Source organism: Falsibacillus pallidus, from assembly GCF_050990905.1.
Lineage (GTDB): Bacteria > Bacillota > Bacilli > Bacillales > DSM-25281 > Falsibacillus > Falsibacillus pallidus_A.
Window position 1 is genome coordinate 1,795,602 of the sequence record NZ_CP158866.1, and the last position, 22,550, is coordinate 1,818,151.

General features: G+C 40.7%; 23 protein-coding genes. 18 read left to right on the plus strand and 5 right to left on the minus strand.

Annotated elements, in window-relative coordinates:
- Positions 1-11: 11 nt before the first annotated feature.
- The gene (locus tag ABTV07_RS09455) at positions 12-3,044 is read right to left on the minus strand and encodes an efflux RND transporter permease subunit (protein WP_433750454.1); all 3,033 of its coding nucleotides are present in this window, start codon (positions 3,042-3,044) and stop codon (positions 12-14) included.
- Between the two features lie 200 nt (positions 3,045-3,244).
- Here ABTV07_RS09455 and ABTV07_RS09460 point away from each other — a divergent pair, with 200 nt between their 5' ends.
- Both ABTV07_RS09460 and ABTV07_RS09465 read left to right on the plus strand, forming a co-directional pair.
- The gene (locus ABTV07_RS09460; protein ID WP_433750457.1) at positions 3,245-4,312 is read left to right on the plus strand and encodes an undecaprenyldiphospho-muramoylpentapeptide beta-N-acetylglucosaminyltransferase; all 1,068 of its coding nucleotides are present in this window, start codon (positions 3,245-3,247) and stop codon (positions 4,310-4,312) included.
- Between the two features lie 36 nt (positions 4,313-4,348).
- Entirely contained in the window at positions 4,349-4,741 is a 393-nt protein-coding gene (locus tag ABTV07_RS09465; RefSeq protein WP_433750460.1) for a VOC family protein, read from the plus strand.
- Positions 4,742-4,789: 48 nt separating this feature from the next.
- Here the strand turns inward: ABTV07_RS09465 and ABTV07_RS09470 are convergent, their stop codons facing one another.
- Positions 4,790-5,011 carry a hypothetical protein gene (locus ABTV07_RS09470; protein WP_433750463.1) on the minus strand — a complete coding sequence of 74 codons (222 nt, stop codon included), beginning with the start codon at positions 5,009-5,011 and terminating at the stop codon, positions 4,790-4,792.
- A gap of 140 nt (positions 5,012-5,151) precedes the next feature.
- Between ABTV07_RS09470 and ABTV07_RS09475 the strand changes: the two genes are divergently transcribed.
- The 11 genes from ABTV07_RS09475 to ABTV07_RS09525 all read left to right on the plus strand — a co-directional run bounded on the left by ABTV07_RS09475 (position 5,152) and on the right by ABTV07_RS09525 (position 12,263).
- Positions 5,152-5,604, plus strand: a complete 453-nt coding sequence (locus ABTV07_RS09475; protein WP_433750465.1) for a hypothetical protein — start codon at positions 5,152-5,154, stop codon at positions 5,602-5,604.
- Positions 5,529-6,503, plus strand: a complete 975-nt coding sequence (locus ABTV07_RS09480) for an amidohydrolase family protein (RefSeq protein ID WP_433750467.1) — start codon at positions 5,529-5,531, stop codon at positions 6,501-6,503. Before ABTV07_RS09475 ends, ABTV07_RS09480 begins: the two co-directional genes overlap by 76 nt.
- A 17-nt stretch (positions 6,504-6,520) precedes the next feature.
- Positions 6,521-6,817: a hypothetical protein gene (locus ABTV07_RS09485; protein ID WP_433750469.1), complete on the plus strand. Its 297-nt coding sequence runs from the start codon at positions 6,521-6,523 to the stop codon at positions 6,815-6,817.
- Between the two features lie 199 nt (positions 6,818-7,016).
- Positions 7,017-7,367 carry a VOC family protein gene (locus ABTV07_RS09490; RefSeq protein ID WP_433750471.1) on the plus strand — a complete coding sequence of 117 codons (351 nt, stop codon included), beginning with the start codon at positions 7,017-7,019 and terminating at the stop codon, positions 7,365-7,367.
- A gap of 78 nt (positions 7,368-7,445) precedes the next feature.
- Positions 7,446-7,601 carry a hypothetical protein gene (locus tag ABTV07_RS09495; protein WP_433750473.1) on the plus strand — a complete coding sequence of 52 codons (156 nt, stop codon included), beginning with the start codon at positions 7,446-7,448 and terminating at the stop codon, positions 7,599-7,601.
- Positions 7,598-8,140 (plus strand): GNAT family N-acetyltransferase, encoded by a 543-nt coding sequence (locus tag ABTV07_RS09500; protein ID WP_433750476.1) that lies wholly within the window; start codon positions 7,598-7,600, stop codon positions 8,138-8,140. The genes ABTV07_RS09495 and ABTV07_RS09500 overlap by 4 nt, the downstream gene beginning before the upstream one ends.
- 36 nt (positions 8,141-8,176) lie before the next feature.
- Positions 8,177-8,839: an HAD family hydrolase gene (locus ABTV07_RS09505; RefSeq protein ID WP_433750478.1), complete on the plus strand. Its 663-nt coding sequence runs from the start codon at positions 8,177-8,179 to the stop codon at positions 8,837-8,839.
- 90 nt (positions 8,840-8,929) lie between these two features.
- Complete coding sequence (locus ABTV07_RS09510) at positions 8,930-10,243, plus strand: acyl-CoA thioesterase/bile acid-CoA:amino acid N-acyltransferase family protein (RefSeq protein WP_433750481.1); 1,314 nt, start codon at positions 8,930-8,932, stop codon at positions 10,241-10,243.
- A complete protein-coding gene (locus tag ABTV07_RS09515) occupies positions 10,215-10,574 on the plus strand; it encodes a cell division protein FtsK (protein ID WP_433750483.1) in 360 nt (119 codons plus the stop codon). The genes ABTV07_RS09510 and ABTV07_RS09515 overlap by 29 nt, the downstream gene beginning before the upstream one ends.
- Before the next feature lie 314 nt (positions 10,575-10,888).
- On the plus strand, positions 10,889-11,893 hold the full coding sequence (locus ABTV07_RS09520) for a S66 family peptidase (RefSeq protein ID WP_433750486.1): 1,005 nt from the start codon (positions 10,889-10,891) through the stop codon (positions 11,891-11,893).
- Positions 11,894-11,960: 67 nt separating this feature from the next.
- On the plus strand, positions 11,961-12,263 hold the full coding sequence (locus ABTV07_RS09525; RefSeq protein ID WP_433750489.1) for a hypothetical protein: 303 nt from the start codon (positions 11,961-11,963) through the stop codon (positions 12,261-12,263).
- Between the two features lie 45 nt (positions 12,264-12,308).
- Here ABTV07_RS09525 and ABTV07_RS09530 read toward each other — a convergent pair whose 3' ends face one another.
- A complete protein-coding gene (locus ABTV07_RS09530) occupies positions 12,309-12,512 on the minus strand; it encodes a hypothetical protein (protein ID WP_433750492.1) in 204 nt (67 codons plus the stop codon).
- 370 nt (positions 12,513-12,882) lie between these two features.
- Between ABTV07_RS09530 and ABTV07_RS09535 the strand changes: the two genes are divergently transcribed.
- Together ABTV07_RS09535 and ABTV07_RS09540 are read left to right on the plus strand one after the other, a co-directional pair.
- On the plus strand, positions 12,883-13,536 hold the full coding sequence (locus ABTV07_RS09535) for a hypothetical protein (protein WP_433750495.1): 654 nt from the start codon (positions 12,883-12,885) through the stop codon (positions 13,534-13,536).
- Positions 13,537-13,768: 232 nt separating this feature from the next.
- Positions 13,769-15,102 (plus strand): IS3 family transposase gene (locus ABTV07_RS09540; protein ID WP_433745820.1). Its coding sequence is split into 2 segments (ribosomal slippage): positions 13,769-14,138 and positions 14,138-15,102, totalling 1,335 coding nucleotides; the frame shifts between segments, so codons are not numbered across the junction.
- Between the two features lie 55 nt (positions 15,103-15,157).
- On the opposite strand, the gene ABTV07_RS09545 is transcribed toward ABTV07_RS09540, so the two are convergent.
- Positions 15,158-16,030 carry a TIGR03943 family putative permease subunit gene (locus ABTV07_RS09545; protein ID WP_433750498.1) on the minus strand — a complete coding sequence of 291 codons (873 nt, stop codon included), beginning with the start codon at positions 16,028-16,030 and terminating at the stop codon, positions 15,158-15,160.
- A 26-nt stretch (positions 16,031-16,056) separates the two neighbouring features.
- Complete coding sequence (locus tag ABTV07_RS09550; RefSeq protein WP_433750500.1) at positions 16,057-16,935, minus strand: permease; 879 nt, start codon at positions 16,933-16,935, stop codon at positions 16,057-16,059.
- A gap of 267 nt (positions 16,936-17,202) precedes the next feature.
- On the opposite strand from ABTV07_RS09550, the gene ABTV07_RS09555 reads away from it, so the two are divergent.
- The 3 genes from ABTV07_RS09555 (at position 17,203) to ABTV07_RS09565 (ending at position 22,427) form a co-directional block, all read left to right on the plus strand.
- On the plus strand, positions 17,203-19,119 hold the full coding sequence (locus tag ABTV07_RS09555) for a PTS mannitol transporter subunit IICBA (protein ID WP_433750503.1): 1,917 nt from the start codon (positions 17,203-17,205) through the stop codon (positions 19,117-19,119).
- A gap of 84 nt (positions 19,120-19,203) precedes the next feature.
- On the plus strand, positions 19,204-21,282 hold the full coding sequence (locus ABTV07_RS09560; protein ID WP_433750505.1) for a BglG family transcription antiterminator: 2,079 nt from the start codon (positions 19,204-19,206) through the stop codon (positions 21,280-21,282).
- 5 nt (positions 21,283-21,287) lie between these two features.
- Complete coding sequence (locus tag ABTV07_RS09565; RefSeq protein ID WP_433750508.1) at positions 21,288-22,427, plus strand: mannitol-1-phosphate 5-dehydrogenase; 1,140 nt, start codon at positions 21,288-21,290, stop codon at positions 22,425-22,427.
- Positions 22,428-22,550: the final 123 nt, after the last annotated feature.

Here is a 22,550-nt window from a genome sequence, read left to right on the forward strand (position 1 = left end):
TATTCATCTATTCATTGATTTAGAGTATTAGCTGCTTGGTTTGCCTGCAATCTTTGCTTCTTGACTTTCTGGAAATGGAACAGCTCATAGAATGTCGGGATGACAATGAGTGTCAGAAGGGTCGATACGATCAAACCGAAAATGACGACGACGGCAAGCCCTTTGGACACTAGGTTTAAGCTCATCGCAGATTCATGTGTCACAAGAAGCGGAAGCATCGCAAATACGGTTGCAAGTGCTGTCATAAGAATCGGACGGAGGCGGACAGTACCTGCTTCCATGATTGATTCGCGGATGCTCATTGTTTCTTCGTTATGGCGGATGCGGTCAACCAGGACAATAGCGTTTGTGACAACGATACCGACGAGCATCAGCATGCCGATGCCAGACGAGATGTTGATGCTGGAATGTGTGACCACCAACCCTAGAAGCGATCCGATGGCAGCAAGCGGAAGTGAAATTAAAATGGCAATGCTTGCACGGAACGATTTTAGAGTGATCAAAAGAATCATAAAGACAATCCCGATGGAGAACATAGCGAGTTTACCCAGTTCTGTTAAATCATCTGATGACTGCATGGCAGATCCAGTGACTTGGGCATGTGTATCTTTACCCAACGTTTCTTTTTGATCCCATGAAACAATCTGCTTTTGAATTTTCCCGGCCACATCGACCATTTTATCTGGATCTACAGCAGCTGTGACTTGAAGATAGTGCTTGCCATCTTTCGAAAAGATGGTCCCTTGCTGCTGAACTGCTTCGACTTTTGCAATGTCTGAAAGTTGAACAGGTCCATTTGAAGTCATCAGTTGAAGATCTTTTAAATCGTCTGCTGATTGGATCTCTTTTAAAGCACCTAATTTGACATTAGTAGTTCGGCCATCAATCTTGATGCTTCCAATCACGGCCGGCTGGATCATGGCATAGACGGACTGGGAGATTTCCTGTGCGTTTGCCAGTGTTGAGTCTACTGTGATGGAAATGGCAGGCTTCGTATTTTGATCGTTGCTCTCCACACTGTTGACTCCATCGATTTTGCTGATTTTTTCTTTAACGACATCAGCCGCTTTCTTTATTTCATCTTCATTTTTGCCTATGACATCCACGGAGACAGTCGTTTTATTCGGTCCGAGCAATCCTGCCGTTTCGGCTGTCAATTCTGCATTCGTGAATTGATCTTTTGTTTTGCGGATGTCCTTTACTAACTTGGCGGAATCGGTTCCATCTTTAGGGAAAACCATGAACTGAACGACGCTGGAATCTTGAAGATTTCCGTATTTGGCGGCGTCCTCATTGATTCCTGCCAGTACAAGATAGTTTTCGATGCCTTTTTTATCAGCAAGGATGCCCTCCATTGTTTCGACTCCATCTTTCATTTCATCAAATGGAGTTCCATTTTTATAGTGTAGGCCAATGGAGACATAAGCGGAATCCTTTTGATCGACAGACCCTTTTGGCATCGCGGCAAACAACCCGATCGATCCTATGACAATGGCAACGACCAAGAGGATCGGCAGCCATTTGTGGTTAAGAGACCATTTTAAAATCGATGGATAGAATGTATTTTGCTTGTGTTCTTTCACCTTTACTTTTTTCATCATGCGTCCGCTCATCGCAGGCACTACTGTCAGTGAAACCAGCAGGGAAGACAGAAGTGAACATGTGATGGTAATCGCGAATGGTGCCACGATATCCCTCAATCCGCCTGAAACGATCAGCATCGGAAGGAATACAGCCACTGTCGTCAAAGTCGAAGAAGTAATGGCTGCTCCGACTTCTTTAACCGCTTCAACAAGAAAAGCAGGGCTCATTTCATTATTTTTCTTTCTTCGGTAGATGTTTTCTACGACAACGATACTGTCATCCACCAGTCGTCCGACAGAAACGGCAATTCCTCCAAGCGTCAAAATATTTAACGTAACGCCGAAAAAGGATAGGAGGATCATAGTGATGCATAGTGACAGCGGAATGCTGACAATTGTGATGAGGGTCATCTTAAAGCTGCGAAGGAACAGCCAGATGATGAGTGTCGCAAATAATGCCCCAGTCAACACTTCACGCGTCATGGAATTGATGGAATCAAGGACGGTATCCCCCAGATTCATAAAAATCCTTGCTTGAAGAGTACCTTTGTATTCTTTGTTGATTTCTTTCACAGTGTCTGCCACTTGATTGCCAAGGGTAACGGCGTTGGAAGTGGTATCTTTTTGAATGACAACGTCGATGAAATTCTTTCCGTTTAAATGTGTGATGCTGCTCGTATCTTTTTGCATCGTAATATCAGCAACATCTTGCAGTTTCGTACGGTTGTTCAACTGGATATTTTTCAATTCATCAAGCGATTCCAGCTTGCCGGTAACGATAATACTTGTTGCTTCATTGTTGATGCTTTGTTCACCAACAGCAACGGAAGCATTTTTTCCTTGAAGGAGGGTGTAGAGTTTTTCAAGCGGATATTTAGCTGCTGCAAGTTTTGCAGGGTCGACCTTGATCAGCACCTGCTGATTTCTGCCGCCGTTTGTGATGACGTTTCCGACACCTTTGAGATCCTGAAACTTCGGCATAATCTCATTTTCTACCAAATTCAATTCACTGTTGCCGATTTCCTTATCGAATGTAAGGCCAAGATCTACAATCGGAATCTCGGAAGTATTCAAATTGACGATATATGGCTTCATGACTCCGTTAGGGAGATTCACCATGGAAATTCGTTCTTGGATTTGCTGTTTGGCTTCCTTTACATCAATGTCAGATTCAAACGTAACGGACAATTGTGTAAAGTTATTGCCTGTTTGTGCTGCTACATCTCGTTTTCCAATGACGCCGTTCAGTGCTTTTTCAATCGGCTGCGTCACTTGTTCATCCATACTGACAGCATCGAGGCCATTTCCTACAACAGAAATGGTGACGTACGGCTGATCAGCAGATGGCATCAGTTCCATAGGGATGGTTGTATAGCTGAAAATCCCGAAAATCATTGAGGCAACGACGGCAAAAGCGAGTGCAGCTTTATTGCGCAGTGCCCATTTTGTAAACCAAGTCATAAAGGACCTCCCAAAAACAAAGTGTTAAAAACAGGTAAATTATACCTTCAATACCATATATTGAAAAGAGGAAATTTTAGTTTGTTTTTTGCCCCTTTTACGATTAAAAAATACAAAACTTTCAAAAAAATGTTGTGCTGTCTCATTCGCTTTGAAATAATTGGAAGTAGCAATGAGAGGGTGCATGAATTGGAGGATGTATGACAAATAAAAGAATCGTGTTTACAGGTGGGGGATCTGCAGGACATGTGACTCCCAACATGGCCATCATCAATGAATTAGGAACGGAGTGGGATGTGTCTTACATCGGGTCAAAAGCTGGCATCGAAAAAGAATTAATAGAGAAAATGGCAATCCCTTATTTCGGTATACATAGCGGCAAGCTCCGGCGATATTTTGATTTAGAGAATGTCTCGGATTTGTTCAAAGTTCTTAAAGGCTGTTTTGAAGCAAGGAGAATTCTAAAAAAGTTAAAACCGGCTGTTGTCTTTTCGAAAGGGGGATTTGTAACGGTCCCTGTGGTCATTGCAGCGAAATCGCTTGGCATCCCTGTCTATATTCATGAAAGTGACATCACACCTGGATTGGCGAATAAAATTGCTCAAAGATTTTCAACAAGGATCTTCACTTCTTTTGAAGAAGCAAAACAATATTTTCCCGGCAAAAAAACTAAGGTGACCGGGTCGCCCATTCGGAAAGCTCTATTATTGGGATCTGCGGCAAAAGGTAGAGAGGTACTCGGATTTAGAGAGCAGCTCCCCATGATTACAATAATGGGTGGAAGCTTAGGTGCCAAGAAAATTAATGAGGCAGTGCGAAAATCTTTGCCACAGATGACAGCACATTTCCAAGTGGTTCATTTGTGCGGGAAGAATCAATTGGACCCTCAATATTCTAATTATCCTAGGTATCGGCAGTTCGAATATGTCCATGATGAACTGGCAGATATTTTAGCAGCGACAGATCTGGTCGTTACAAGAGGCGGATCCAACGCCATCTTTGAATTTTTAGCCTTGAAAATTCCCATGATCATCATTCCGCTCGGCCGTGATCAAAGCAGGGGAGATCAAATCCTAAATGCGAAATCCTTTCAAGATAAAGGATATTCCGTCACCCTTGAAGAAAATGACCTTAATCATGAAACTTTGATGAAAACAATTGAGAGGGTTTATAAAGACAAAGCAAAATTTCAGTCTAAGATGAGGGATGCTAGTAATAAAGATGCGCTGCAGGTGATTATTCAGGAATTGAATCAGATAAAAGGTTAAAGCTTAAAAGTTGAGCATGGATTGGGGATGGGACTAATGATTTTTGAAATGACCATGCAAGTAAAAGTGTTAAATATTGATGAAGCGATAAAGTGGTATGAGGTCTTCTTATCCAAGAAGCCGGAATATATTCCACATGAAGGTTTTGCAGAGTGGGAAATCCTTCCCGGATGCTGGCTTCAGGTTGCAGAAAGCTTGGAATTTGGAGGTGCTGGTCCCATTCGATTTGGGATAAAAGATATTGAGAGTGAAAAGCAGCGATTGATGAAGGAACTCAATATTACAGGTTTTGAAATTTACAGCAGACCTGAAGTGGAAGTGAAATGGGGAACATTCCAAGATCCATGGGGTAATGAAATTGGACTCTTCGAATACCTAGACAAAGAGCAGGAAGAAAGTAGAATCAAAACCTTATCCTTAGATTTATAGCCAATGATTCAAAGAGAATAGTATGCGGGGGATGTTCCCCGCATGAAGTTAAAGCTGGTCTGGCTTTGCCGATTGTTCAATAAATGTTGGCCGGTTGCATTCAGAGCAGATATAGATGATGCCTCTAGTGATGGGACCTGCCCGATTCGGCTCTACGCATTTATATTTTCTACGTGGAGTCGATACTTTTCCACAATGAGTGCATTGGTAGCTTACCTTTCTATGGACGACAGATGCATGCTGCCATGTGCCTTCTAGTGGTGCGTTCATAGACATAACCCCCTTTATAAAGTGGTGTGTTTCAATACTACTAAATACCCGAGTCTTTTTCCTTAATTATTACTAGAAGAATAATTGGTTTTAATTGAGCTTTTTCTAAAAACGACTTGACGTCAGAAAGAGTGATTGGAATGAAAAATCATAAATCTATCGTTTTACTAAATGCGAATATAATTGATGTGAAAAAAGGAGGCACTTTTAAAGGGACAATTTACATAAAGGATGGGATCATAGCCAAAGTTCACCCTGGATCTCTTTCTATAGAAGGTTTAGAATCTGAAAATACGGTGATAGAAACTGAAACTAAATGGGTTATTCCGGGACTGATAGATATGCATGTACATATCAAAGATGGATTTGCCCCGTTATTTACAGCGGCAGGTATTACGACAGTACGGAATACAGGTGGAAATGTGCTGGAGTTGAATAAGCTGATGTCGGCTCCCGGGAATGGTCCTACACCAAAGGTTTATTCAGCGGACCGGGTGATCGATGGACCTCCGGGACTATGGGGAGAAAAAGTCCATGGAATATTAATATTGATAATGCTGCCGCTGCACGTACAGAAGTCAAACGGCAAGTAAATGCAGGCGCAGATTTTATTAAGGTATATGGTTTGCTTCCTAGCGATATCATGAAAGTTGTTGTCGAAGAGGCTAAAAGATACGGAAAAGAGGTAAGCTGCGATCTAATCCATTCTAAAGAAGTCAACGCTATTGAAGCGGCAGCACTCGGGATTCGGTGGAATGAACATGCCTCCGGGATCATTCAGGCGATGTATCCGGAATGGAACATGGGGGCGAACCAGGAAATCTGGGATGAAATCACTTGGCCAAAACCAGATCATGAAAAAATAAAAGCAGTATGTTCAGAGATGATTCAATATGGAGTCGTAATTTGTCCTACTATGACTCTATTTGATCAGATGAACCATCTTCATGACTATTGGAAACCAGAAAACGATGTGATTGAGAAAATATATGAAAATATCAGTCTTATCAACCAGTGGAAAGTGTTAGCGCAATACGAGGCTGCTCTGACTCAAATGGGCATCCAGGCAAATTTTAACAAGGCAATTGCCAAAGTCTATTTTGATATGGGAGGAACAGTGGTTGCTGGGACCGATACGCCTGCAGGTGTCTGGACGTTCCCTGGGATGGCGCTTCACAGGGAACTGGAATTATTCGTAGAAGCGGGTTTCAGTGAATTGGAAGCTATCAGGGCAGCGACTTGTGTAGCTGCTGAAGCGATGAACCAATCAGACATTGGCCATATTGAAGCGGGAAGAGCCGCGGATCTTGTCATCTTGAATAGCAATCCGTTAGAAAACATACAGAATACCAAGGATATTGATTTTATCATCAAGGGTGGAAACGTCTATACCCAAACAGAAATATTTGAAAATATCCCTACTGAAGCAGAAAACCAGAAAAAACTTGAAGAATTTATTGAAAGGTTTAATGAAACGGTGACTATTGTTTAAAAGGAGAAATAAGTAAAATGAAAAAATCAATGAATATCATCTCATTTATCCTTTCAATTCTTTGTGTTTGTTTATTTATTCTAATTTCTTTTTCTGGACATCTGATTGAAGTACGTTTAATTAATATTCATCCTTTAACAGGACTTTTGATATTCACAGTGCTAACACTTATTTGCGGAATGGTTGGATTGGCTGGAATAAAGAACTTGGCGAGCTTGCTTAGAAGTGTTGTGACACTCTTTATCACGCTAGGAATATCCGTTTTTTTATTGCTTGTATTACTGATTGGAAGTTTAGCTGGAGTTAGTGTCTAGAAAAAATCGAAGGGAGTACCTGATGGGATTTATTGATTTACTGGCATGCATTACTGTGTTCTACTTGTTCCGCTATTTTTTGGATTCTGATTATAAGCAAAAGAGAAAATGGATCATATTTGATATTGTCATTGCAACTATCTTGGTTTTTATTGTAGATTTGGTTATAAAAAAAATATAGGATGGGAAGGCGATTTTTATGAAAATTAAAGGTTTTGGCGGCGTTTTTATGAGGACAAGTAATCTGGAAGAAATTAAAAAATGGTATGGGGATGTACTGAAAATTGATTTCGAAGAATGGAATGGATCCATCATTACTCCACAGCCAGGCAACCAAACGATTTTTTCCTTTTTTCCTGATGAAGATACCTATTTTCCAGCAGAACAGCAAGTGATGTTAAATTTTCAAGTGGAGAATATGGAAGAAAGTATTAATCATTTAGAAAAATTAGGCGTTCCTTATGAGATGGAAAAGACCGTGAGTGAATATGGGAAGTTTGCTTGGATTGAAGATCCGCTAGGCAGGCGTATTGAGCTTTGGGAGAAGTAATTTAATGGAGGATAATTTGAGAGTAGAGTTAAGTAAATTTCGAGTAAAAAAGGAAAGTCGGCTAAAGTGGATGAATGGATGAGATTGATTTCTGTAGGGTGTCATTTTGATTTTGCCCGTGAAGAAGAACTTGCTGAAGCTGATTATGTAATAAAGAATTTTGAAGAATTGAAAGAATTATTGCCGACTATTGTGGAACGAATCGGATTTAAAAATAGGGGGAGAGCGGAGTGAAAACAGTCCAATTACCTAAAGTATATTTAAGAGATTTATCAGTAGAAGATACAGATGATCGCTATCAATGGTGTTTGGACAAAGAAGTAACCAAACATCTGAATATGCCCGATAAATATCCGCCCTTTAGTAAAGAAGAAACTTTAACCTGGATTGAAATGTGCATCAATAAGACGAATGGGTATGAGCAAAAAGCTATTCTTGACGAAGATGGTAAACACATTGGGTGGATAGACTTGAAGAATATCGATCGGTTGAATAAACACGCTGAACTTGGCATCGCGATTGGAGATAAGAACTATTGGGGAAAAGGATACGGGCTGTCGGCTATGAATGAAATGCTGAATTGGGCATTTACACATCTCGACCTAAATAAGATTTGGCTGAGGGTGGAGATTGATAATGATAAGGCGATTAGGTCTTATAAGAAAATGGGATATGCTGATGAAGGGGTTCTCAGACAAGATCGGTTTAGAAATGGGGAGTATGTTGACCGTTTGCGGATGAGTATCCTGAGAGATGAGTTTTTCCATGAGTAATATATCTGAAACTTCTTATTTTGGGGAGGTTATTACTTGAGTAACAAGATAAAGACAATTTTTTTTGATGCAGGTGGAGTGCTTTTTGATACTCCAATTAAAGGGGATGAGAGAATAAAAAATTTATTGATCGAAAGGGGTTACCACTCAGCAAAAATTGATTTGGCAATTGCAAAGGCAAAACATATAAAACCTCCCTTTATTACCTCTTGGTATGAAGAAGAAAAATATTATAGGTATTTCTATGGAATCATTGCGGAAGAACTTGGAGAAGTAGAATTAACAAATGAATTACTTCATTTTGCACATTATGCAGGTCATTGCGAGCTTTTTTCAGAAGTGAAAGAAGTGCTTGAAAGATTAATAACAAAATATGATCTGGCTGTCATTTCGAACGCTATGCCTAGTATGGACTGGATTTTCGACAGGTTAGGTATTCGCAAATATTTTAAGGCTATTATTTTATCAGCAAATGTGAATGAAGAGAAACCATGTAAAGGTATTTATTATACATCTCTAAATCAAATGGGAGCAACACCTGAAGAAAGTATCTTTATAGACGATAAGATTGAAAATGTTGAAGGTGCTGAAATAATTGGTATGTGGGGTATTCATTTGGATAGAAGAAGAAAGAATTTAAAAGAATTGCTTTCCGATGAAAAGATTTTATATGATTCACTGATGTCCTATCAAAAATGATACGGCTCACTAATTTTTCTTATAAAATCTCATCTATAAACTTTTCTATTTGAATAATAACTAGTTACCAAAAGGTGAGGTGGTTATTTAATGGTCGGAAAAAAACCTTGGATACGAGTGGATAGGATGACTTCATTAGTAGATTCACCAATTAACATAATGATTTTTGATGTTGAACCACAAATAGAGGTAACAATTAAGGCACATAGAGTAGTGGAAGGAGAGAGAATCTTTCATTTTTCCTCCAATGCCACTTTTATCTCAGATGATAAGGGGCAGGTTGATTTAAACATACAAGCACCAATAAGTGGTACCTATTCATGCACTGACGGAATGGGACTATTTTGGTCTCTTGAAGTAAGCAAAATTGTAGAAAAGAACGAGAAATTGACTTCAAATTCATCTTCAGAAACACTGCCGCCACAAATTTTTACTCTCTCCCTTGTAGTCGATGAGCAAGTAGTGAACGAAATACAAATTGAACGTCTATGGAAAGCTGATAACATTTTAAGAAAATCAATTAGAGAAAATGGGCTTATCGCCACACTGTTTTCAAACAAGGATGGCCAGCCGCGACCAGCAGTAATTATGTTAGGCGGTTCAGGTGGAGGCTTAAATGAGTTCCAAGGAAGTTTATTAGCTTCGCATGGGTTTACGGTCTTAGTCCTTGCCTACTTTGGAATCGACCATTTGCCCCAGAGTCTAGTTGAAATACCACTTGAGTATATTGAAACAGCGATTGAATGGATTAAAAAGTGTCCGGAAGCCCAAAAAGGTTGGTTAGGAATACACGGGGTTTCACGGGGAAGTGAACTTGCGCTGCTTTCTGCCAGCTTTTTTCATGACATTAAAGCAGTTGTTTCATTGAACGGGTCCTCCATTTTATTCAGTGGCATCGTTCCTTGGACAGAGGAAGAAACGCTGCCTCCAGCTTGGCTATATAAAGGGGAGCCAGTTCCATATGCGGCCCCTTTCAATCCAATTCAAGCTGCAATGGAATGCCGCGCAATGGCTCAGAATAGAACAGGGGATCCAATAGCGAAATGGTACAAGGCATTAACTGCGGACCCAGTCATAGTTGATAAGGCTACGATTCATGTTGAAAACATTAATGGCCCAATTTTACTTATCTCAGGTGAAGAAGATGTTACCCTGGCATTCTCTAAAAAGGCTATTGAGAGGTTGAATAATCACAGTTTTAAAGAATCCTATAATCATCTCATTTACCCGGATGCCGGTCATTCGATTGGGATTCCCTACGTGTTTTTTAATGGTAAACAGAAAGAAGCGACGGCTAGAGCCAGCGCTGATTCATGGAGGAAAACGATTGAATTTTTTCGTGAGAGTTTTAGCCGGTATGAACAGGGGGGAATTGATGATTCAGGGGTATTCTTCAATTTATAAAAATTTAATTAACTTTCTAAATAAATTCAAGCAGGTAATTTATCAATATGATGATGAAGGTTTTTCAGATGTGGAGAAAGAATATATCAGAAAAATCAAAACGGTAAATCCCTACGGACTTATTGTGCTTATTTTTGGGGGTATTTCTTTCGCATTTGGTCCCCGATTTGTTATTTTCCCTATTATTACTTTGACAATTGCAATATTTACAATTGGGACTATTGATAAAGAAAAAGAAGATAATCCTTGGACATTTATTTTGGGGATCATTTTATCCTTCATCGGATTATATATGTACATTGTTGGGGCAGTTCATCATCTCATGCTATAACTATTATTACCTTGGAAGAATCCTGGAATTTTATTGGTGTCTTAGGAGGTAATATGGCCAATCATCAAATCACCAGCTTATAAAGCATGATAATGGGAGATAGAATAATTTATAATGATTTCTATTTAACTAAAATTCAACAAATATTGGTAGGGAAATTGTAATTTATTTATGTATGCCGATAAAGAGAATTTAGGCTAAGAGTATGAGAGCTGCAATTCTGTAATTGAAGTGGAGTAGGCAAGAGATATTTATTTTAATGGCAAGAGTATTGATTTGTAAAAGAAATGTGATTTCTGCGAGGTATTTATTTTATGGTGAAAGCGAATGTTTTGAAAAGGGGAGAGACTGTTGGAATCATCACTCCATCGGCTCCAGCTCCAGCACTTTTTAAGGAAAGATACATAAGAGGAATAAAGCAATTAGAGAATATGGGATTGAAAATTATCGAGGGGTCCTGCTCAAAAGAGATGCAATCATATCGTTCAAGTTCCATTCAGGCAAGGGCAGACGAAATCAATGAGCTGATTTATAACGATGATGTCAAAGCAATTATCAGTACCATCGGAGGCTCGAATTCAAATTCGCTTCTTCCTTATATTGACTACCGCCATTTAATGAAGAAGCCGAAAATCATCATGGGGTATAGTGATGTCACAGCTTTGTTATTAGGAATCTACGCCAAAACTGGGTTAACCACTTTCTATGGTCCAGCTGTTGTTCCTTCTTTTGGAGAATTTCCTGAGATGCTGCCAAAGGGGAAAGATTTTTTTGAAAACATTGTGATGTTAAAGAAGAAAGCTCCTTTCAGCCTCGAAGTCCCCTCTGAGTGGACTGAGGAAATGATTGATTGGAATTCCCAGGATAGAGAAAAGAAGATGATCCTTAATGAAGGATGGAAAACGATTCGCGGTGGAAACTCTACGGGCTTATTGATTGGCGGAAATTTAAATACGATGTCTGGATTCATTGGATCAGAGTATTTTCCGAAATTAAAAGGAGCCATCCTGTTTATTGAAGATTCATTTAAGGACATGGCGATCCAAGAACGTTCATTAAGTATGTTGAAAGTGAATGGTGTTTTTGATGAAATTGCCGGATTGATCATAGGAAAGCATGAACATTTCAATGATTTGGATTCCCCATTTACGTTTGAGGAATTGCTCATCGAAGTAATTGGTGATATCAATATTCCTATTCTTGCAAATGTAGACATTGGCCACACTTTTCCTTCGCACGTTTTTCCGATCGGGATAAAAGCAAACCTTGATGCCACTAAAGGCACCATTACATTCTTGGAAGATGGTGTGGAGGATTAAGAAAGGTGCTGCATAATTTAAATGTAAGATACCAATTCCATAAACTAATAATTGGAGGAAAGAGGTTATGTTAGCCATTTCTTTGGCCGTGATCATTGGCGGCTTGCTTATTATTTTTGTTGGATTTTCAGTTAAGAAAAAAGGGAAGACATCATTCATTGCTGGTAATAATGAGGTTTTTGTCCCTAAAAACGAGAAAAGATTAGCTGCGAGAGTGGGCATTAATATAATTATCTTCGGACTCGAAGTGGTCTTGTTTCCAATTGCTTATCAAATTATTGATTTAGAGGGTAGTTTTCTTGGTATTTTAGCGGTGGTACATTTGTTGATTTTCTTTCTATTAATGGTGTTGGACCAGTTAGAAATTTAGGAAAGGCAGGACTTCCATTTATTTAGAAGTCCTGCCTTAGCATTTTTAGGGATTCAGCAAAATAATTTCGTAGGTTCCTTTGAAAAACAGGATAATGTCACCTAAAAAACCGATGCAAAAGAATACAAAATAATAGCTCGCTTTGGTGATGTCTAATTTAAACAGTTCTTTAAATGCTTGAATGAATAACTCATTAAATTTAAACCAGCTTAAGACCCAGCCAATGAGTAAAAAAGTTAAGATCGCCAATTAATTTTCCTCCTTATCCTGATGCCCATCATATTCAGAAAACCTTCTAAGAATTCAAGTTCAACACTTCAATAATAAAAATTCTTTAAAAGCTGCCTTTGTACATACTGAGTTTATCATATGTTGACGGACTTGAATGGTCGATTTTTTCAGTGTGATTATGCATATGCTGTAGCAGCTTCTTGTTAGTGGAAGCTGATGGTTACGGGACAGGTTCCTCGTCCTCCTAATATTCATTAAGTCATAAATAAAGGGAGGGTAAATTGGTATCTATCCTTCCTATTTGGCGTGGGACGAGGAACCTGTCCCTATGTCCCTGTAACCAAATGTGGATGTTATACGTCTTTCATGAAAAAGGGGTGAAAAAGTAATGAAGATTTATGTTGTTCTAACAATGGTTTGTCTCTGTTTTGGCCTTTTGTCCGCCTGCAATACTTCAAGTACGACAGAAAATCAAAGAGAGTCAAATGATAATTCAGGAGTAGTTGCTGAAAAAAATTCAAATACTGAAACAGCCAAACCAGAAGAGGATGCGACTTCGGAAAATCCTTCCGATCCTGCTAAAGTTACTCCACAAGCAGAATCGAAAATTATTACGGTTACTCGTGAAGGAATGGAAGAAAAAGTACATGCACAGCTATATAAAAGTCATGCCCAGCCAATAAACTTCTATATATTTGATGGATACAACGTGAAAATGGGTGCTGAAAACCAAGATTTCATTTCATTTTCAAGTAATGATCGAAGCTATATGACACTTAAGAAATTAAGTTCAGCAGATTTTGCAGCGATTGAAAGCAATTTAGACAAGGATAAAACATTACGGAAAAATGGTATGAACTATGATGGGTTAGAGAAAGCTTCTGTTTATTTCTCTGAGCCTGAAGACGGAGTCGCTATTACTACTATATTAATCCCTTCAGAAGGTGACCGGCCGAATATCTTGGCAGTCATTCATAACCCTGCAGAAATGGAAAATGATGATATGTATTATGAAATGTTAAAAACTGTAGTTAACCAATAAATAGTTTGATTTAAAAACTAAAGTTTTGTGGGGTGGGGACAGGTTCCTCGTCCTCTTTATATTCAATAAAACAATAATAAAGGAAGGGTAGGTTGGTATCTATCCTTCCTTTTTGGTGGGACGAGGAACCTGTGAACTATACCCCGGATAACGGACACTGATAAAAAAGGGCCCCTTATCCGGGGCTTTTTGTGTTTCAATAGAATTAATGAAATGGACGGAGGTTTTTAATATGAAGAAGAAGCTTTATAGTGAATTTGAGAGGAAAGAACTGAAGAAGAATCCGAATATCACAAATGTTTCTGAACACATGGTTTCCTACAGCCCTACGTTTAAAATAATCGCGGTCAAGCAATATCTCAACGGGAAGATCCCCTCACAAATCTTTATTGAACACGGTATTGACCTTGAAATGATTGGAAAGGATCTGCCAAAACGGTGTCTCCACCGCTGGAAGAAAACATTTGAGCGTTATGGTGAGGAAGGATTCCTTACGGAACGCAGAGGGAAAGGAAACGTTGGTCGATCATCTTCAAAACCCCTCTCCCCTGAAGAACAATTGAAGAAAGCAGAGGCAAGAATTAAATTCCTGGAAGCAGAAAACGAGTTCTTAAAAAAGCTAGAGGTTCTAGAAAGGCAGGCGTTGAAGAAGAAACGATATTAAGAAAGTCCGAAAAGTTTTATCTGATTGATCAAACGGTCCAAAAACACGGGTTACAGAGAGCTGTTACCTATTTGTGTGAACTAGCAGGAGTAAGCAGAAGTGGTTATTACGATTGGGTGAACGCTGCTCCTAAGCGTGCGAAACGGGAAGAACAAGATGAAGTAGATATCGTTTTAATTAAAGAAATTTTTGAGAAGAAAGATAAAAAAGCTGGTGCTCTTCAGATTAAAATGACAATGGAGAATGACCATTCAACCGTCATGAATCATAAGAAGATCAGACGACTAATGGCTAAATATCATCTAATTACAACGATTAGAAGAGCTAACCCTTATCGGAAAATGTCTAAGGCAACAATCGAACACCACACCTGTCCGAACCTGTTGAATCGTGAATTCAATCAAAATGAACCAGGCAAAGTACTCCTAACCGATATTACGTATCTTTATTATGGGAAGGGACAAAAAGCATATTTATCATGTGTGAAGGACGGTGCGACGAAGGAAATTGTCGCTTATCATCTATCCTCCTCCTTGGGAATGGATATCGTTTATAAAACCCTAAAAAAATTAAAGATGGCAATAGGGAAAACCTTTCACTCAGAAGCCATCTTACACTCCGATCAGGGAGTTCATTATACTAATCCCCAATTCCAACAAAGGGTGAAGTCGCTTGGATTAACCCAATCAATGTCACGCAAAGGGAACTGTTGGGACAATGCCCCAATGGAGAGTTTCTTTGGACACTTCAAGGATTGGGCAGAGTACAAATCATGTAAGAATTTAAGGGAAGTCCGCAAGGAAGTGGATCGGGTAATAGAAGAATATAATCACCATCGTTATCAATGGGGCTTAAATAAAATGACCCCGGTTCAATACCGGAGTCACTTATTAGCAGCCTAGGCTCTTTTTTTATACTGTCCGAATATGGGGGCACAGTTCACCTGTCCCCATGTCCCTATTTGTAGTTGTTGTAGACGTATGGATCGGCGGGTTTGCCGATTTTTTCTACGTTGGTTACTTTTAGGACCGGGATGGTCTTTTTGTATGGCTGGAAGTACTCGGTTGTCATGGTTCCTTTGACTTGGATCCATTCGTCGTCTTTGATGTCCATGTCATCAGGGAATTCGACGAGCATCCCGAATACACCGGAGTCCGCGACACAGTGAATGATGCCGAAGCGGAAGACGAAGAGCTGATTCTTTTTCAGTTCTTTATCATTGAATGCAAATCCGTGGAATTGAATGGTTTTTCCCATAAAATCGCCGGGATTTTTATAGATGGTTTCCATGGCTTCAAGGTAATTGGCATCCGTGAGCTTGACGGTATCTTTGCTCGCATATTTTTTTAAGTATTTATCCATTCTTTCATAGTATCCCTCAGAACCGTAGTATGTGCTGGTGTCTGGTTCGAGGAATTGATGCTGGGAATAGGGATCTCCGTCATTGTATACGTCAAAATGGTATCCTTTCGCCTTGACGATATTCGAGTCAAGCGTGGCGATCGGAAGGAATAGATATGTCAGGACCGGGAAGATAAGGATCGGGAAAGCAATCCAGTATTTCCATCCCTTTCTTTCATGGGAGTGGTCGTGTCCGCATCCGCAGTCATCGACGTGGCTGCAGCTGCTGCCTGATTCTTTTTCCTTTTCTTTATCACTGCCTTCTTTCCAATAGAAATAAAGCTGCATAATGGTCAGGAAAAAAAGAAGGAAAATGGTCAAAAAGGATATATAGGAATACTTCATATTAATATATTTTGAGATGTTGCCTGTAGCATGAAGCTGCAGGAAGACAAATGAGAATCCGAGCAGGACGAGAAATCGAAGCATGCTTTTTCCATTCTCCTTTCAAATGATTAGTGTACGATCAGAATCGATAAGACAAATACCAATATGCTTACATATAAGAATAAATACATAACGAATTTTTTCTTGAAGACTCCAAGAAGCATGAGTGTATTTTTGATATCAAACATCGGACCGAAAACGAGAAACGCGACAAGTGCTGTCGTAGAGAACGTGCTTCTGAAGGAGGATGCGATAAATGCATCTGCTTCCGAACATAATGAAAGAACATACGTTAAAGCCATCATGACAATGGAAGATGAATATTCCCCATGTCCGAGAGATGTCAGCGTGCTTGTTTTGACATACGTCTGCATCGCTGCGGCGACAAATGCACCCAATACGAGGAACTTCCCTACGGAAAAGAATTCATCGATTGTATGCTGCAGCGTTCCTTTGATTTTACCCCAAATTCCGCTTCCATGGTGATGGTGGTGGGAGTGGAATTCTTCTTTTAACTGGGAATCCTTGAACTGCAAAGAAAGAATCGCACCGACAAGCAGGGCAACTAGAAAAGAGATTCCACCTCTATACCAAACCATGGTCCAGCTATTCCCGAATGCTACATAGGTAGAAAATAAAACGATCGGGTTGATGACCGGACCAGTCAGCATAAAAGCGATGGCTGAATGCAGCGGCACCCCTTTTGCGATAAGCCTTCTTGTCACTGGGACAATTCCGCACTCACACCCCGGGAAGAGTGCACCGAGAGTCGTGGCAAACAGAACGGATAGAAACCGATTCTTCGGAATGATTTTGGCAACCATTTCTTCGGTGACAAACATTTGAAGAACGCTTGAAATGATGACGCCGACAAGTACAAATGGAAGCGCCTCGATCAAGATGCTGATGAATATCGTATTTAATTGTAAAAAGGATTGGCTAAACATCTGGTTCCTCCGATTGCTTAAAAAGTCGAGTTAAAACAAGACTACATTATATCAAATAATAATGAAAATTTGATGAGAGAATCCAGTGGACGATCTGAATTTTTAAAGGAAGAAAAATGGCATAACCATATGCATTAGAGAAACAATAGGTTTGTCGCGACATGTGTGACAAAGTTAGTTTTCATCGTTCTTGTTTTCGTTTGGCTGCATGCCCTATCATTAAAAGTGTGACATTATGATGAATTTTTTAAGAAAGGAAGAGGAACCGTGGAACAATCAACTGTTAAAGTTAAAATACAGAAATTCGGTAACTTCTTAAGCTCGATGGTGCTTCCTAATATTGGGGCATTTATCGCTTGGGGCTTGATTACGGCATTATTTATTCCCACTGGGTTCTTCCCAAATGAAAGCCTTGCCAAATTGGTCGGGCCAATGGTTACTTACCTTCTGCCGCTTCTTATTGGGTATACAGGTGGTAAGCTTGTTCACGATCAGCGCGGGGGAGTAGTCGGTGCCATTGCGACAATGGGAGTCATTGTCGGTGCGCCTGATACTCCGATGTTCTTGGGTGCGATGGTCATGGGGCCATTAGGTGCCTACGTGATAAAGAAATTTGATAAATTAATCGAAGGAAAAGTTCGTGCAGGATTTGAGATGCTCGTCAACAACTTTTCAGCAGGGATCCTGGGCGGAATTCTCGCCATCTTGGCATTCTTGGGTGTTGGCCCAGCAGTCGATGGGTTCACTAACCTCCTTGTTCAAGGAGTAGATTGGCTTGTTGGCGCAGGTCTTTTGCCGTTGACCAGCATTCTGATCGAACCAGCGAAAATTCTATTTTTGAACAATGCCATCAACCATGGTGTGCTTTCCCCAATCGGATTGGAGCAGGTACAGCATGCAGGTAAATCAGTACTCTTCTTATTAGAAGCAAACCCAGGACCAGGTCTTGGAGTATTGCTGGCATTCATGCTATTCGGAAAAGGAACAGCAAAGCAATCTGCACCAGGTGCTGCCATCATCCATTTCCTTGGAGGGATTCATGAAATCTACTTCCCATATGTATTGATGAAGCCAATGCTTTTCTTCTCCGTTATCCTTGGGGGAATGAGCGGTGTGTTCACACTTGTTATGCTAGGCGGCGGTTTGGTATCACCAGCATCACCGGGAAGCATCATTGCCATTGCAGCTGTTACACCTCCTGAAGGTATGGCTTATGTTGCCAACTTTGCGGCTGTTATTGTCGCAGCTGTTGTTTCCTTCATCGTTTCGGCGATTGTGCTGAAATCCAGTAAGAATCAAGATGAAAATATCGAAGAAGCAACTAAGAAAATGCAGGAAATGAAAGGGAAGAAGAGCTCCGTTGCCGGTCAAATCACTGCCGGTTCACAAGGGAAGCTTCCTGATGAAGTCAATAAAATCGTATTCGCATGTGATGCCGGTATGGGATCCAGTGCCATGGGCGCGTCCCTTCTTCGCAAAAAAGTGAAGGAAGCAGGGTTGGATGTTTACGTGACGAATACGTCCATCAGCAATTTGCCAAATGATGCCCAAGTGGTCATCACGCAGGAGGAATTGACGCCACGTGCGAAGAGTAAATTACCGAATGTCTACCACATCTCAGTAGATAATTTCCTTTCAAGCCCTGAGTATGACAAATTGATTGGAAGCCTTCAAAACGGCATCACTGAAGAGCAGGATGTACTGGTTGAATCAGCCGAAACGGAAGCGGTCGGAACAGAACCGCAGGCGGATCATGATGACGACTTGCTGCTTGAGGAAAATATTTTCATAGGCAAAGAATTCACAACAAAAGAAGAAGCAATCCGTTTTGCAGGTGAAGCATTGGTGAAAGCCGGCTATGTAGAAGAGAGCTATGTAGATGCCATGATGGATCGTGAAGAAATCACGACTACCTATATGGGCAACAATGTAGCGATTCCACACGGTACGGAAGATGCGAAGAAAGCCGTCATCAAGTCTGGTTTCTCCGTAGTCCAAGTGCCCAACGGCGTTGACTTCAATGGAGAAAAAGCGAAGCTGATCTTTGCCATCGCCGGAAAAGACGGCACTCACCTTGAAATCCTTTCAAGCATCGCAGTCATCTGTTCTGAACAGGAGAATGTCGATAAAATGGTCCAAGCTAAAACAGCGAAAGAACTGAAAGATATCCTTAACAGCAACTAAAAACCTAACCCGAAAGGCTCCTTACTTGCCTTTCGGGTTTAGGTGTTCCTATACTTAATAAAAATAAGAGGGGGGGTGGAAAGTATGTTCATTACATCTAGGGAAAAAGCAATCATTGAATTGATTGTCAAAACATCCGGGAAGCATACGGTCCATTCCCTTTCTGCATATCTAAATGTGAGCGGGCGTACCATTCAGCGGAATTTAAAATCCATTGAAGGAATTTTGAAACAGCATCATCTGGAACTGAAGCGGAATCCGAATGAAGGGTTATTTATCGATGGGAAGAATGAACATATCTTTCGGTTGATTCAACAGCTGGCGGAAGCGAATCCTACTGATGAAACACCTGAAGAGCGGAAGCTTCATTTATTGATTGCCCTTTTGCATGAGGGGCCTTCATTCAAACAACAAGTGCTGGCCAATGAACTCGGCATCAGCGTTACAACATTGACAGCTTATTTGGATGAACTGGCCGAATGGCTAAGTAAATTTCAGATCACCCTCACCAGGAAAAGGGGAGTAGGGGTCGAAATGGAAGCAGATGAAGCGAGCAAACGCCATGCTTTAGCGAGCTTCGTTCTTGTTTATTTTTATGAAGACATCATCGAAAGCCTGTATCTTTTGCAAAAGGGACATGCCTTTGAGCAGCCGATCATCGGTTATTTTAATCCCGATTATTTGTTGAGAGTTCATCATGCAGTGGAACGCCAATTGGCCAAAGAACAGATCAACTTAGCAGATAATGACTACATTGGTCTAGTCGTCTACGTTTGTTTGACCATACAGAGGAGCAAGGGCCATTTTGTGTTAACTGGCATGGAGGATATTGAGAACCGGAATTCGAGTGAGTTTCGAATAATGGAAGCAATAAGCAAGGAATTGAATGAAGGATTGCCTGTAACGATAACGGACCGCGATATTCATTTCTTGTCGGTTGTATTAAAAGGTTCCAAAATTCAGGGGCCGGATGCCGTTTATTCAGACAGTATTTTTCTTGGTCATTTAATCAAGAATATCGTGAAAGATGTGTCCGACAATCTGAATGTGGATTTAACGGACGATTTCTCCTTGTTTCAAGGATTGCTTGCCCACATGGGTCCGTCCATTTTCCGCCTTCAGCAGCAAATGGAGCTATTCAATCCATTGACGGAAGAAATAAAAGAAAAATATCCCGTCTTGTTTTTAGCGGTTAAAAAAAGTTTGGAAAAAGAATTTCACGAAATCAAATTTCCTGATGCGGAGATCGCCTATATCGTTCTTCATTTTGGCTCGGCCCTTTTAATGAATGAGGAAAAAGTAAAGATTAAAGCGGTGGTTGTCTGTCCGACTGGGATTGGGACTTCCAAAATGCTGGCGAGCCGTATTCAAAAAGAGCTGAAGATGATTCATTCTGTGGACATCCTATCCATTGCCGACTTTCAATCCGCAAGCTTAACGGGATATGACCTGGTGATTTCCACCGTCAGGCTTCCGTTCACAGAAGTGGACTACCTCTTGGTAAATCCTCTGTTAAGCGAAAAGGATATCGGAATCATCCGGGACTATCTGCAAAATAATATTGAAAAAATAACGAGAAGCAAGTATTTGAAGCCCGCCAAGCAGGAACCCTCAGGCAAAGGGGCCGGGGAAGTAAGAGGTCTTCTAGGGGAAATCAAGGACGTCCATCAAAGCATAGAATCTATTTTGGATCACTTCCGTGTGTATAAAAAGGGGAATGCGGAAAGCCATGTTCAGGTTCTTGAGGAAATGGTTAGCCAGGCTGAAACGGATGGTCTGCTGACAAATCCGACGGCTGTCCTGCAAAAACTGCTGGAAAGGGAGCAAAAAGGCGGACTTGGTATTCCGAATACCCCTATGGGGCTATATCACTGCAGGGAAGTGCATGTGGAGAAACTGGTATTTCAAGCAGCCCACTTGGATCACCCGGTCGTCATTAAAGGGATGAATGGAAAAGATCAGGAGATGAAAAGCCTCCTTCTTATGATGGCTCCTGAAGAGTTAAGCAAGAGGGAACAGGAAATCCTAAGCTTGATAAGTACGAGCCTGATTGAAAATAACCTCTCCATGATGATTTTTTCATCCTCGAATGAGGCGATGATTTTAAAAAAACTAGAGGAATTATTCCTTGATTATTTGCAAAATAACTTGATAAAGGATTGATAAATATGAAACAAGCTGTTCATTTTGGTGCAGGAAACATCGGCAGAGGATTTATTGGGGCATTGTTCTCCAAATCCGGATATCACGTAACGTTCGTCGATATTGCTGAAAACATCATTAATCAACTGAATGAAGTGGGAACGTATCAAGTGAAATTAGCGACAGAGCAGCATGAATCCGAAACGATTTCGAATGTTTCCGGCCTCAACAACCTTAAGCAGGAGGACGAAGTGATCGAAGCCATTGGACAAGCGGTGTACATGACAACGGCAATCGGTCCGAACATTCTTCCAAGAATTGCTCCCCTTATGGCAAAAGGGATTGAAAAAAGAATCGAAAATTCCGATGAACCATTGTACGTAATTGCGTGCGAAAACCAGATCGGTGCGACCGATATTTTGAAAAAACATATTCTGGAGCAGCTTTCTGATGAAGTAAAGGCGAAAATGGAGGGGAAAGTCTTCTTCTTTAACTCTGCAGTTGACCGCATCGTGCCGGCACAAAGCTCTGAATCCCTGGACGTTTTGGTTGAGCCATATTTCGAATGGGTTGTCGAGTCCAAAGAAGACATTCCATCCGTTGAGGGTATGACGATCGTGGAAGATTTGGCTCCATTTATTGAACGCAAGTTATTCACGGTGAATACCGGACATGCAGTCATCGCTTACCTTGGCTATCTTCAAGGGAAAACCACCATTGATGAAACGCTGGCGGATCCAGCTATCGCGGAGCAAGTCCGTGCAACGCTTAAGGAAACAGGCGCCTATCTTGTGAAGCAATATGGGTTGGATAAAGAGGAACATGATGCCTATATCGAGAAAAACATCGAACGCTTCAAAAACGCCTACTTGAATGATGGCGTGACACGCGTAGGACGTGCACCGAAGAGAAAATTAGGTCCAGACGATCGTTTGGTCCGTCCCACAACAGAAGCGCAAAAAGCAGGCCTTTCCTATTCCAACCTGGCTAGTGCAATTGCAGCTGCCCTGTTATTTGACAACCAAGAAGATCCGGAAGCAGTTGAAATCCAAAACATGATTAAAGAAAACGGTCCTGCTTATGTGCTCAAAGAAGTGAGCGGCCTTGATGAAAACAGCGAAATAACAAAAGAAGTGATCCGCCAATATGATGTATTGAAGAAGTAATAACAGATTTTGATTTAAAATGGAGTGCCGAACCCTTTGGGGATTGGCGCTCTTTTTGGCGTGAAGATATTGCAAAAATCAGAATTTAGAGTATAGTTGGTTAAAATGAAAAATTTTACATTT

Bases quoted from the DNA above. Each gene is read 5' to 3' on its own strand.
- ABTV07_RS09550 (WP_433750500.1), bottom strand. From the start codon at position 16,935: ATGTTTAGCCAATCCTTTTTACAATTAAATACGATATTCATCAGCATC.
- ABTV07_RS09525 (WP_433750489.1), top strand. From the start codon at position 11,961: ATGTTAGCCATTTCTTTGGCCGTGATCATTGGCGGCTTGCTTATTATT.
- ABTV07_RS09455 (WP_433750454.1), bottom strand. From the start codon at position 3,044: ATGACTTGGTTTACAAAATGGGCACTGCGCAATAAAGCTGCACTCGCT.
- ABTV07_RS09495 (WP_433750473.1), top strand. From the start codon at position 7,446: ATGAGATTGATTTCTGTAGGGTGTCATTTTGATTTTGCCCGTGAAGAA.
- ABTV07_RS09470 (WP_433750463.1), bottom strand. From the start codon at position 5,011: ATGAACGCACCACTAGAAGGCACATGGCAGCATGCATCTGTCGTCCAT.
- ABTV07_RS09480 (WP_433750467.1), top strand. From the start codon at position 5,529: ATGGGGAGAAAAAGTCCATGGAATATTAATATTGATAATGCTGCCGCT.
- ABTV07_RS09515 (WP_433750483.1), top strand. From the start codon at position 10,215: ATGATTCAGGGGTATTCTTCAATTTATAAAAATTTAATTAACTTTCTA.
- ABTV07_RS09485 (WP_433750469.1), top strand. From the start codon at position 6,521: ATGAAAAAATCAATGAATATCATCTCATTTATCCTTTCAATTCTTTGT.
- ABTV07_RS09460 (WP_433750457.1), top strand. From the start codon at position 3,245: ATGACAAATAAAAGAATCGTGTTTACAGGTGGGGGATCTGCAGGACAT.
- ABTV07_RS09565 (WP_433750508.1), top strand. From the start codon at position 21,288: ATGAAACAAGCTGTTCATTTTGGTGCAGGAAACATCGGCAGAGGATTT.
- ABTV07_RS09490 (WP_433750471.1), top strand. From the start codon at position 7,017: ATGAAAATTAAAGGTTTTGGCGGCGTTTTTATGAGGACAAGTAATCTG.
- ABTV07_RS09560 (WP_433750505.1), top strand. From the start codon at position 19,204: ATGTTCATTACATCTAGGGAAAAAGCAATCATTGAATTGATTGTCAAA.
- ABTV07_RS09535 (WP_433750495.1), top strand. From the start codon at position 12,883: ATGAAGATTTATGTTGTTCTAACAATGGTTTGTCTCTGTTTTGGCCTT.
- ABTV07_RS09545 (WP_433750498.1), bottom strand. From the start codon at position 16,030: ATGCTTCGATTTCTCGTCCTGCTCGGATTCTCATTTGTCTTCCTGCAG.
- ABTV07_RS09510 (WP_433750481.1), top strand. From the start codon at position 8,930: ATGGTCGGAAAAAAACCTTGGATACGAGTGGATAGGATGACTTCATTA.
- ABTV07_RS09520 (WP_433750486.1), top strand. From the start codon at position 10,889: ATGGTGAAAGCGAATGTTTTGAAAAGGGGAGAGACTGTTGGAATCATC.
- ABTV07_RS09465 (WP_433750460.1), top strand. From the start codon at position 4,349: ATGATTTTTGAAATGACCATGCAAGTAAAAGTGTTAAATATTGATGAA.
- ABTV07_RS09475 (WP_433750465.1), top strand. From the start codon at position 5,152: ATGAAAAATCATAAATCTATCGTTTTACTAAATGCGAATATAATTGAT.